10 protein-coding genes are annotated in these 11,003 nt (G+C 51.1%); 4 read left to right on the top strand and 6 right to left on the bottom strand.

Translation table 11 applies throughout. The features are described 5' to 3' along the window. Positions 1 to 38: 38 nt before the first annotated feature. Positions 39 to 728 carry a B3/B4 domain-containing protein gene (locus B3W37_RS00470; RefSeq protein ID WP_483174459.1) on the bottom strand — a complete coding sequence of 230 codons (690 nt, stop codon included), beginning with the start codon at positions 726 to 728 and terminating at the stop codon, positions 39 to 41. A gap of 424 nt (positions 729 to 1,152) precedes the next feature. Here B3W37_RS00470 and B3W37_RS00465 point away from each other — a divergent pair, with 424 nt between their 5' ends. Both B3W37_RS00465 and B3W37_RS00460 read left to right on the top strand, forming a co-directional pair. Continuing rightward, the gene (locus tag B3W37_RS00465; RefSeq protein ID WP_483171733.1) at positions 1,153 to 1,500 is read left to right on the top strand and encodes a type II toxin-antitoxin system RelB/DinJ family antitoxin; all 348 of its coding nucleotides are present in this window, start codon (positions 1,153 to 1,155) and stop codon (positions 1,498 to 1,500) included. Next, positions 1,493 to 2,056 carry an ATPase gene (locus B3W37_RS00460; protein ID WP_483174458.1) on the top strand — a complete coding sequence of 188 codons (564 nt, stop codon included), beginning with the start codon at positions 1,493 to 1,495 and terminating at the stop codon, positions 2,054 to 2,056. The genes B3W37_RS00465 and B3W37_RS00460 overlap by 8 nt, the downstream gene beginning before the upstream one ends. An 88-nt stretch (positions 2,057 to 2,144) precedes the next feature. Here B3W37_RS00460 and B3W37_RS00455 read toward each other — a convergent pair whose 3' ends face one another. Both B3W37_RS00455 and B3W37_RS00450 read right to left on the bottom strand, forming a co-directional pair. Continuing rightward, positions 2,145 to 3,260, bottom strand: coding sequence for a RuBisCO large subunit C-terminal-like domain-containing protein (locus B3W37_RS00455; RefSeq protein ID WP_483174457.1), 1,116 nt, complete (start codon positions 3,258 to 3,260; stop codon positions 2,145 to 2,147). Positions 3,261 to 3,387: 127 nt separating this feature from the next. Continuing rightward, positions 3,388 to 3,825 (bottom strand): cupin domain-containing protein, encoded by a 438-nt coding sequence (locus B3W37_RS00450; protein WP_483171730.1) that lies wholly within the window; start codon positions 3,823 to 3,825, stop codon positions 3,388 to 3,390. A 426-nt stretch (positions 3,826 to 4,251) separates the two neighbouring features. Between B3W37_RS00450 and B3W37_RS00445 the strand changes: the two genes are divergently transcribed. Together B3W37_RS00445 and B3W37_RS00440 are read left to right on the top strand one after the other, a co-directional pair. Then, the gene (locus B3W37_RS00445) at positions 4,252 to 5,481 is read left to right on the top strand and encodes a putative DNA modification/repair radical SAM protein (protein ID WP_483174456.1); all 1,230 of its coding nucleotides are present in this window, start codon (positions 4,252 to 4,254) and stop codon (positions 5,479 to 5,481) included. Positions 5,482 to 5,509: 28 nt separating this feature from the next. Next, positions 5,510 to 6,328 carry a TIGR03915 family putative DNA repair protein gene (locus B3W37_RS00440; protein WP_483174455.1) on the top strand — a complete coding sequence of 273 codons (819 nt, stop codon included), beginning with the start codon at positions 5,510 to 5,512 and terminating at the stop codon, positions 6,326 to 6,328. 24 nt (positions 6,329 to 6,352) lie between these two features. On the opposite strand, the gene B3W37_RS00435 is transcribed toward B3W37_RS00440, so the two are convergent. The 3 genes from B3W37_RS00435 to B3W37_RS00425 form a co-directional block, all read right to left on the bottom strand. After that, complete coding sequence (locus tag B3W37_RS00435; protein WP_483174454.1) at positions 6,353 to 7,576, bottom strand: sulfite exporter TauE/SafE family protein; 1,224 nt, start codon at positions 7,574 to 7,576, stop codon at positions 6,353 to 6,355. Between the two features lie 41 nt (positions 7,577 to 7,617). Next, the gene (locus B3W37_RS00430; RefSeq protein WP_483171726.1) at positions 7,618 to 10,056 is read right to left on the bottom strand and encodes a heavy metal translocating P-type ATPase; all 2,439 of its coding nucleotides are present in this window, start codon (positions 10,054 to 10,056) and stop codon (positions 7,618 to 7,620) included. Between the two features lie 83 nt (positions 10,057 to 10,139). Next, positions 10,140 to 11,003: ABC transporter substrate-binding protein (locus tag B3W37_RS00425; RefSeq protein WP_483174453.1), on the bottom strand; the 864-nt coding region annotated here is incomplete at its 5' end.

The following is an 11,003-nucleotide window of genomic DNA, read 5'->3' as shown; positions in this document are numbered from 1 at the left end:
AATCCCCAAGGCCGGCGCCGTGCCCTCATGCCCATAAACTACCAGGGCTTATAAAGAATGCGTTCTTCTCCGCCGCAGAACCTGCGGGTCAGTTCTATCAGGTTCTCGGTGGCAGCTTTCAGGTCATCAGAAGTGACCGCCGGGTTTCCTTGTATGATATAGAAGCATTCCTTCGTATGCAAGGTTACTTTGGTTTTTTCCACCTGTCGAACTTCAAGTCTGCAGATAATATCGTTATTATCGTCAATATAAGCATACTCGCCGGGTTTGACCAAAGCAGGCTCCCGGCTGCCGATAGGCCAAAAACTCTCCTGACCGTTTGTCATTCTGAGGCGGACATTTCCGCCAATAGATCTGACATCATGGGCCCCCAGCGCCAGACGGCTGGTCAATGATACTAAATTGTAAATATCAACCAGCAAATTCACGCGCGGCAAATGTCCGGTCTTCAACAGAAACTTCAGCAGGTTCTCGGAGGCAGCAATCGTTTTTCGGTTGGAGCATCCGGCCCGTTCATGCAGCTGGCGAAAGCCCTGCAGCAAAGGATCTCTTTTGATATTTTCAAGGGATAAATCCTGCAGCACCTGCCTGGTCTCCCGCTCAAAAAATGCATCGAACTCGGGCGTGCTTTTCTGGTTATCGATTCCCTGTACAACAATGGCTGCCACCGTCAGCCCCAACGCGAGAACTTCATCATCTACGTCAAAAGTTATTTTGCATTCATTCATTGTTCTTCTCCCGGAGTATAATTCTTAAGGCGATATGGAGACGCTAAACTCCCTTACAATGACAAAAAAAGACCGGTCTGCATATTGAAAATGCAACCAAGCCTCCAGTTTTTCCGGTCAACCTTAAATAAAAGCAATTATATGCAAGTAAATAAATATGTTTACTTATATACCTGAGTATATAGCGTTTACTTACGTATGTCAACGCCGTTTTCTTCGTCGTCCGCTACCACTTTCTATTAAAACCGCTAACATCAATGAAAAGCACTGTGCATTGCCCGTGACGCTGATTGACATTGTTTAGCGGCATATACAAGTATAATAGACAGACATTGTACATACAATGGATGTGTATCGGTCGACTTTTTCCCTTGCGCCGCGTATAATATATATGGATGTAAAGCACTGAAAGGAGACAACGGCTATGAAAGCCCAAAACGACGTGCGGGTGACAATCCGTGTTGACAAAGACCTGAAAGAACGTGCCGAAAGCTTGTTTGACCGCTTGGGTATGAATATGAGCACAGCGCTCAACATTTTTCTGCGCAAGGCGGTCGATGAAGCAGCCATTCCTTTTCCCATCAGTGTAAAAAACTCCGGTTTCGGTTCCGGCTACTCTTCGGGCGACATCACAAACGCGTTTAAAACTGCCGTCCAGAGCGAGGTCGCGGAGAATCAGCGAAAAGGATTACCGGTGGCGCGATATGACACAGATACAAAGCGGGCATATTTAGAATTTGCCAATGGGACGCGGGAATATGTCAATGGCTGACAACTCGCGCAAACCTGCCGTACTGGCTTTCGCGGGACCGAACGGTTCGGGGAAGACCACAGTAACGCGCGGGCTTCCGGTCTTTGGAACCTATATCAACGCAGACGATCTGAAAAAGGAGTACGATATAACCGACCTTGAAGCCGCCCAGCATGCTGAGTCGCTGCGCAATAAACTTCTCAACAGCGGTGTCGATTTTTCATTTGAAACAGTTCTATCCACTGAAAGAAATCTATTATTATTACAAAAAGCCAAAGCACTCGGATATGAAATACAATGTGTTTATATCCTGACTTGCGACGAAAATATAAATGTTGCCCGGGTCAGGGCGCGTTATGCAGCCGGCGGTCATAATGTGCCGGAGGACAAAATCCGGGCGCGCTATCATCGTGCGCTGGCTCTTCTGCCGCAACTGATTCATGTATGCGACAAGATTCTGGTTTATGACAACACAGATATACCTTCCTTGATTTTCAGCAAAGAAAACGCATATTCTGAAGTTTTTCCAAACAGCCATTGGCCCGAATCCGCGCTGCGAAAACTACTGGGATTATAAGGAATCCGAGAATATCCAGCCCGGATATTTATCAAGCTCCCTATCGGTGTGGATTATCGAGTCAGACATTTCGCAGCTTGACAGGGCATCAGGAAACTCCCTCCACCAGGCTGCGAAAATACCTGCAGTTCTCCACGATATCGGGTCCGTGTTTGAACAGTCCTCCGCCTACCAGGAAAATAACATCTGAGCCATATACCCGGATCATGTCGGGTATGCTGCCGATGCTCATCCCTCCGCCGGGACAGGGAAAAATTGTTTTCAGATGCCCCATGGAAACCGAAGTTCCCTGAACAATGTTTCTGCACTCTTCCCGGCTGAAAGAAAAACGTCCGCCAAAATTGGGATAGATGCTTCCGTCGGCTCCGGCCAGGCGTGTGATTTGTCCGAATAAAGCGAAATGAGAGAGGCCATGCTGCAGACTTAAAACATAGCTTCCCAGCAGAGCGGGATGACTGAAAATAGGCAGACCCAGTCTGTCATCCTCCGCCAGGCTGCGCATGGTGTCAAATCCCACCAGGCCGGGTGCGACCAACAGCCCCCCGGCGCCGCAGTCCCGGGCAAAGCTGGCGCGTTGAGCCACTTCACCATAAGGTGCGGTAACGTTGGCTACATAGATACACTGTTGTCCGGTTTCCCGGTTGGCGCGTTCTACGGCTCGGGCACAGAGTTGAACTCTTTCGTGAAAAGGGGCATAGTCCTGGTTGGTGAGGCCGTGGTCGTCTTTGATGATGTCTATCCCTCCCAGGGCCAGCTGATAGGCCAGGCGGGCCAAGTCCTCAGCAGACAGCCCCATGGGCTTGAGAGCCGAAAAAAGCAAAGGACGCTCAGCCACATTCAACCGCTCTCTCAATCCCCTCTTGCCGAATCTGGGTCCCCGGTAAGCTTTAGTTATGGATTCGGGCAATCTGATTTCTTCTACCCGATAACCGGGCTTGATGCTGATGTTGCCAAAGATCACGTTTAAAAGCTGGGTCAGTTCCCGGGCGGCGGTTTCTATCGCAAAGCTGACCGTGACTCTGTAGCTGTCCGCTGCCTCCGGTTGGAAATCTTCTATCCGTCCCACGATATGCTCCCGGATAACCCCCTCGGGCACCAATTCCCCCGGGAATTCCACGGTCTGCTCCAGGCAGATATCTTCGGCCTTGCTATAGGCATCGGTTTCGCTTCCCGTCAAACGATATACGATAGAGAATCTTTCCATAATCAATGCCTCCGCTGGAATTTAATGTGGCCGGGACAATATGGATAAAGGCTAACTCTAGCCCATTTGTGGCCGGCATGCACCATACGCGTATCAAACCCGAAACTGCGCTCTGGCTTCACTAAATTCAACTCCTTATAAATGCGGCTACATCAGGGTCCCGGCGCAAGCGTTCCATATCTTCCGGCGACGGCAGAACCGGCTTGTCGCGCTCAACGTTGACCAGGCAAAGAAAGCCAAAAGGCGTCCCTTGGCTGGCCCGAAATTGGTGCCAGGTATGAGCCGGGATGGTTATGACGTCTTTTTCCTGCACGGGAAAAACCTTGTCGCCTACAAGGGCCTCCCCTGCTCCTCTAAAAATGATGACCAGATGGGCATGTTCATGATGTTCTAATGTGGAATATCCTTCCGGGGCAATTTCAAAATAGCGTAGTTGACAGGGAATATCCGCCAGCTCTTCAGATAGAATCTGCTTCGTGATGCGTTTATAATGATGGCCTTCCTCCTTATAAGGAAGAACCGCAATGTTTTCCCATTGATAGTCTCGCAAATGCCGGATCAGCATATCCTTTCCCCTCTCCGATTTTCTGTGATGCCTTATGACATCCCTGGTATTATTTCTATTAGCGGGAATTGCTTAAACTCCTGCCTTGCAGACGAAAATAAAGAACCTTGCCTGTCTTTACTGCGATATTCAGAACCGCTCCCCGGTTAATGCCTAGTATTTATGTATGTTTACTCGTCTTTGAGTATATAGAATTTAAAAGCCTCTGTCAATGAGCGGCAAACGGCTGTATTTGTTTGAAATGCGGCTGTCATAATTTTCTCCTTTGAGGATGATTAGAACATATGTTTGCTTAAGTCGTTTTATATGGTATACTGAAATCATCTTCAAGAACATATGTTCTTGAAGGCTTTGCCTCTGCTTATGCCCGGGGCAAGATATCCGGCCCAAAGCTAAACGTAAAAAATGTCTTGTGGGGTGAGTCATATGGATACCATGGCCAAGCTGGCCATTTTAACCGGCGCCGCCAGGTACGATGTTGCCTGCGCTTCCAGCGGGGTGTCCCGGAAAAATGAAGGCGGAATAGGCAACGCCAAATCCTTCGGCATCTGCCATTCCTGGTCCGACGACGGGCGCTGCATTTCTTTATTGAAGGTCCTGGTCAGCAATGACTGCATTTACGACTGCCGTTACTGCGTGAACCGCCGCTCCAACAACATACCCCGGGCCAGCTTTACCGCCCGGGAAATTGCCGATCTGACCCTTCAGTTCTACCGGCGCAATTATATCGAAGGCCTGTTTCTCAGCGCGGCGGTGGAGGTTTCACCCCACCATACCATGGAAAAGATGGTCCGGATCCTGACCTTGCTCCGCCAGGAATATGAATTTCACGGTTATATCCATGTAAAAATCATCCCCGGCGCCGACCCGGTCCTGATCCAGCAGGCCGGACTGCTGGCCGACCGCATGAGCGTCAATATAGAACAGCCCAGCGAACAAAGCCTGCGCCTCCTGGCACCGCAAAAGTCCCTCCCTATGCTCTATACGCCCATGCAGCAGGTCCGGGATCAAATCCTGATCCATAAGGAGGAGCGCAAACGATTTCGTCATGCTCCCAGATTTGCACCCGCCGGTCAATCCACCCAGATGATTGTCGGGGCCAGCCAGGACAGCGACCTGACTATCCTGCAAACTACCCAGGCCCTGTACCGGGCTTTCGGCCTGAAGCGCGTATATTTTTCGGCCTATGTTCCGGTCAATCAAGACTCCCATCTGCCGGCCCTGGCCACCGCCCCGCCGCTTTTGCGGGAGCACCGCCTTTACCAGTCGGACTGGCTGCTGCGCTACTATCATTTTCAAGTCGAGGAGATCGTCGATCCGGTCCACCCTCAGCTGGAGACCGAAATAGATCCCAAAATGGCCTGGGCGCTGCGCCACCCGGAATTTTTCCCTCTGGAAATCAACCGGGCTGCTTACGAAGAATTGCTCCGGGTTCCAGGCATCGGGCTCAAGTCAGCCTGGCGCATCCTGACCCAGCGGCGCCTGGCGGCCCTTTCCGCCGACCAGTTAAAAACCCTGGGCGTGGCTTACAAGCGAGCCCGGCATTTCGTCACCTGCAAAGGGGTTTATGCCGGCAGCCGGCCCTTTGATCCGTTAACAATTCGCCGCAGCATCCTTCCCCCGGCTCCATCGGCGCAGCAGTTGACCCTGTTTTAATTTTTATTCTGCATAAAGGAGGAAGGCTGTGGATTATTTATACGACGGCAGCTTTGACGGCCTTTTGACCTGTATTTATTATCATTATTACCAGGAAGCCGCGGACGGCATCTATGCCCGGGAATCTTACCAGCCCTCCCTGTTGGTCGAGAGCGGACTGGTGTGCAGCAATCCCGATTATGCCGCCCGGGTATACAAGGCCATAGAGGAAAAAATATCGGAGGCTGCTTTGGCCCGGGTCTATTATGCTTTCCTTTCCTCCTGCCCCGGCAAAGAGAACATCATTCTAAACTATCTCCGTTTAGGCTTTCGCATGGGTTCCAAAATAGATTTTTACCATTCTCATCCCCAGGTCCATCCGTTGCATAAAATAGCCTGCCAGGTCACCCGGGAAGTTCACCGTTTCTTAGGATTGCTGCGTTTCGCCGACCAGGGTAAGTTTTTATACGCCAGCCTGGCTCCCGATCATGATATTCTTCCCCTGATCGCCGATCATTTCGCGGAACGCCTGGCCGGCGAACGCTGGGTCATTCACGACCAAAAAAGAAATGGGGCCATTGTTTACGACGGGCAAACCAGCCCCGAAAAAAAGCCGTACCCGCAACGCCGGTGGTATCTGATTGATTTAGACACTGTCCCGGCATCCTTCCTGCCGGAAGAAGACGGCTACCAGGAGCTTTGGAAGCTTTATTTTACTGAAATCAGCATCGATTCCCGGCGCAATCCCCGCCTGCAAGCCCAGTTCATCCCCCATCGCTATCGCCAGCACCTGGTCGAATTTCAAGCAAGCCGGAATGGTTTCCGCCTTGCGGAAAATGCTGCATTGCCTTTGATACGGCGTGAATAAAAAGGGGGTTGTCGGCCAGCAACCTTAAAAACCAACTGCCAGGTCGTCCACTACTATGATTTTGCTTTTGATCATCCCCATCCAGCAAGTATAAACGAATTCCCCGCTTTCCAGGGGGGTAAATTCCACCAGGTTCTGGCCCGGAGAAAATTCCCGGTCGATGGCAAACTTGGGAATATGAATGGCCTTATTGCATTCGTTTAGATTTTCGGCGTCCGCCTGAATGATCCAGTGGACCGGAATTCCTTTTTGCACCACCAGGGGTACAAAGCGGTCTGGCTTCAGGGATATGGTCACAGTTTGAACAGGACCCTCGATCCTGGCTACAGCCGCTTCTCCCTCGACCGTGATGCTTTGCGAATGCAATATAGAGGGTAGGTGTATCATAACGCCTGACAGGGACAATCCCCTCCCCACCATGACCAGGCCCAGAACCACCACCAGTGCCGCACTGGCTTTGAGGATGGCATTGATCCTGTTTTTATTCACCAAAGAATTGACCGCGCCCAGGGAGAATAACAAGGGGACGGTTCCCAGGGAAAAGACGAACATGGACAGGGCACCGAAAACCACACTGCGCGTACTCAAAGCATATAATTGAACAATCTGCAAAGGCCCGCAGGGCATGAGCCCGGTCAGCAAGCCAATGTAAAAGGGGCCGTGATCTTGATTGGCCAGCACCTTGCGGGCGGCGAATTTGGGCATGGGGATCGTGAGTCTGCGTAAAAAAGGAAAAATATCCAGCAAATGAATCCCCATAACAATCATAAAAAGGCCGCCCAGCAAGGGGATGATGCCTTTCCATACGCCGGAAAAGCTGATCACCTGCCCCAGTCCGCCCACCACGGCTCCCACCAGGGTGTAAGCGATGACTCTTCCTCCGTTGTATTTCACTGCGGGCAGCAGCCAGGCATAGGATTTCTGTATATCATCTTGTTTATAGCGAATGGTCTGGGAAAGGGTGATGCCGCCGCACATGCCGATGCAGTGAAAAGAGGTCAGTACGCCCAATGCAAACAACAGGCCATAGCTGGCGTCTTTCCCCAGCTGGGAAAAGTATTTCAGCATATACAAATCTTTCAAAAACTGCCAGAGATCGAAATGAAGCCAGCGCTGCAAAACAAAATAGAGCCCGGCCAGAACCACCACCCCGGCCAACAACCTTCTCACCATTCTCCAACTGCCGCCCGGTTGGGGATCGACTCCGCCATGCCCGCTTTCTACTTCATAGCCCATTTCGTCAGACATAAAACCACCTCCATAAGTCACCCCGGCTGAATGCAGGGTCGTCAATTCAATCTAAAACCTTTGAGGCGCAGGGAGTTTAACAGCACCGATATAGAGCTTAAGGCCATGGCGGCCGCGGCTACGACTGGATTCAAATACCCGGCGGCGGCGATGGGGATGCCGATAATATTGTAAATAAACGCCCAAAACAGGTTCTGCTTGATGGTGCGCATGGTAGCAAAAGACAGTTGAATTGCAGCCGGAACCGCCGTTAAATCATCTTTTAACAGTACAATATCGCCGGTTTCAATGGCCACATCCGTTCCGGTTCCCACCGCTATGCCGATATCCGCCGCCGCCAGGGCCGGGGCGTCGTTGATCCCGTCTCCGACCATAGCCACCTTTTTCCCCTGTTTTTTAAGACTTTCAACGGCTTGTGCCTTTTTATCCGGCAATACTTCCGCCAGAACATTTTTTATGCCCACCCGCTCGGCGATGGCCATGGCGGTTTGGGTATTGTCGCCGGTCAGCATATACACTTCCAGCCCCATTTTGCTCATCCGGGCCACCGCTTCCTGGGAATGGGCCCGAATTTCATCCGTAAAGGCTATAATGGCGGTCAGTTTTCCGTCGACAGCCACATAACTGAAGGTCTTGCCTGCATTTTGCAAAGGGATAAGCAGGTTCTTGGCATGATCTATGGCTACGCCGCGATCTTCCATCAACTTCCGGGTGCCGATTAAAACGGTCCTTCCCAGGCCCTGCGCATAAATGCCCTGACCGGGAATAGCTTCAAAGCGCCGGGACTCTGCGGCCTCCCGGGAGAAGAAGCGCTTATATTTTTGGTATATGGCGGTTCCTAGGGGATGCTCCGATTTTTTTTCCGCCATAGCAGCGATTTCCCAGATGCTGCTTTCACTAAATTCCTCATCGTCCCCGGCAATCAAAAGCAGATCACTTACCGCCAGTTTACCAGTGGTAATGGTGCCTGTTTTGTCCAGCAGGACCGTATTTATTTTGCATACATTCTCCAGTACTTCACCGTTTTTTATTAAGATCCCGTTTTGGGCTCCCTTCCCCATTCCCACCATGATGGCGGTGGGGGTGGCCAGGCCCAGAGCGCAGGGGCAGGATATGACCAGAACCGATACGGCAGCTACGATGGCCTTGTCAATCAGGAATACTTGTGCGCTATAAATAAAGAAAAACCAGATGCAGAAGGTGGCCAGGGAAGCCAGAATAACTACCGGAACAAAAACCCCCGCTACCTGGTCGGCGATTCTTTGGATAGGCGCTTTACTGGACTGGGCGTCTTCAACCAGCTTGATGATGTGGGCTAAAACGGTTTCATTGCCTACCTTGAGAGCTTTTATTTTTAAGGCGCCATGCTTGTTTATGGAAGCCCCGGTGACAAAATCATTAACTTGTTTGTCCACCGGAACACTCTCTCCGGTCAGCATGGATTCATCCACGCTGGAGTACCCCTCCAGCACAACGGCGTCCACCGGAATTTTTTCCCCCGGCCGGACAATAATAATATCCCCGACTGCCACTTCATCGATGGGAATATCGATTTCACTGTCACCCTTTATGACTCTGGCGGTTTTAGGCCTCAACCCTATCAGGGTTTGTATGGCTGTAGAGGTTCTTCCCCGGGCCAGAGCCTCCAAATAATTCCCCAGCAGAATAAGGGTTATAATCGTCGCCGAAGCTTCAAAATATATATTTTTCATGCCGAAATAATACAGCGTTGTCTCAAAAAGCGATACATAAAGACTGTAGAAATAGGCGGCAGTGGTTCCCAGCACTACTAGCACATCCATAGTCGCCTTCCTCAGCTTTACAGAGTAGAAAGCATTCCTGTAAAAATTAAAGCCCATAATAAATTGCACCGGGGTAGCCAGGGCCAGTTGAAGCTCCCATTTATGAAGGCCGGCGGTTTTTACTCTTAAACTCTCGACAAAGAGACCCCAGGCAGTCTGGTTGTAAGGATCGAAAGTATCATGGCAAAATCCCAAGCCCCCCAAAATCATAGCCAGCAGCAAGGGAGAACTCAAAATGGCCGAGACGATAAACTGCTTTTTCAGTTTATTTCTTTCTCGGGTACTGCGGTCCAACCCGCTGCCAGAATCGGCCAGTTCGCCTTCTTCAACGAAAAATCCTAATTTTTCAATGGTTTTTTTGATTTCGCCCAGTTCAACGGCTGACGGGTCGTATTGCAGGGCCGCTTTTTCCGCTGCATAACTGACATTGACTTTTTCCACGCCGGCCAGTTTTTCCACTCCGGCTTCTATGATCGCCGAGCACAGCGTGCAAGTCATGCCGTATATTTTTATCGTAGCGTTTTCCACCATAAAGACCTCACTTGCTCCCAGCCGCCTCCGGGCAGCGGAAGGCGGGGGTTCTCTTCCCCATTGCCATGGCAGGCGGGAGGGCGGAGGGAAGGCCAGTTTTCCTTCCCCCCTGCCTGCCTTTATGATGCCTGAACGATTCGCCTGCAACTGTCTGAGGCGATGATCAGGAACATCGTCCGCTCGCTGTCAGGCGTTAGGGCAGCACCTGCTTTTTCTCCCGGGCGGCCCCTCTAATTCAGGGATACTTTTTCGAATTGGCGGGTTATGAGATCCGTAGCTTTGACCTGCCCCGGTTTAAGCGCGCCGCTGTTCTCCAGATCTTTGAGCCAGGGCGTAATATCGCTTTCCTTGATTTCTGAGCTTCTGGCAAAATAATGCACTCCCGTAACCGGGACATTGATCCATTCCGCGGTCAGCTGAATGGCTTCTTCCGGATTTTCGTTGCTCCATCTCTGGGCGGCTACGATTCCTTTGACAAACTTTTCAACCGTTTCCGGATTGTTCTTGATAAAATCGTTCCGGAAGTAGTAGAGGCTGGCCCCGGCCGCTTCTCCCAGATCCGTATCGGTGGAATCGGCGATTAAGATAAGGCCGGCGTCCTCAGCCGATTTATAGTAGGGCGGGTGCACCTGGGCCACATCCAGAATGCCCTGACTGGTTGACTGGATGACTGCTATATCGTTGGTAAAGGTAACCCATTCGATCCTGTCTCGGGGTACGCCGTCCTTATCCAGCAGGGTATTGAAAAGAAACTGGTTGCAGCTGTTGACGGTCCCGTTGGTCTTGATCTTTTCCCCGGCTTTATAGTTTTTCAGGTCCGAGATGGATCTGATCCCGGTTTCGGGTCTTACATACCACCTCATATGCCGAAATATGGGGTCCACTTCCGGTGACGGCTCCACCTGGTTTCTGGCCACCGCCGTCACCTGAGCCCCGCCCGCTTTGGCAATGGCCAGCAAATTAGGCTGGGCGGTGGCTACATCATTATTTCCGTTTAATACGGAGGGAAGAATCTGACTGGAAATCAGTTCGCCGGTATAAACCAGCTTGATGCCTTCTTTTTCCAGGAATCCTTTTTTGTCGGCCACCACCCA

Source organism: Syntrophomonas sp. UBA5494 (genome assembly GCF_002426325.1).
This window is presented reverse-complemented; position numbering and strand designations above follow the sequence as displayed.

What these genes read in the sequence shown, in the direction of transcription:
- B3W37_RS00470 (WP_483174459.1), bottom strand. Translation starts at nt 728, where the DNA reads ATGAATGAATGCAAAATAACTTTTGACGTAGATGATGAAGTTCTCGCG.
- B3W37_RS00465 (WP_483171733.1), top strand. Translation starts at nt 1,153, where the DNA reads ATGAAAGCCCAAAACGACGTGCGGGTGACAATCCGTGTTGACAAAGAC.
- B3W37_RS00460 (WP_483174458.1), top strand. Translation starts at nt 1,493, where the DNA reads ATGGCTGACAACTCGCGCAAACCTGCCGTACTGGCTTTCGCGGGACCG.
- B3W37_RS00455 (WP_483174457.1), bottom strand. Translation starts at nt 3,260, where the DNA reads ATGGAAAGATTCTCTATCGTATATCGTTTGACGGGAAGCGAAACCGAT.
- B3W37_RS00450 (WP_483171730.1), bottom strand. Translation starts at nt 3,825, where the DNA reads ATGCTGATCCGGCATTTGCGAGACTATCAATGGGAAAACATTGCGGTT.
- B3W37_RS00445 (WP_483174456.1), top strand. Translation starts at nt 4,252, where the DNA reads ATGGATACCATGGCCAAGCTGGCCATTTTAACCGGCGCCGCCAGGTAC.
- B3W37_RS00435 (WP_483174454.1), bottom strand. Translation starts at nt 7,576, where the DNA reads ATGTCTGACGAAATGGGCTATGAAGTAGAAAGCGGGCATGGCGGAGTC.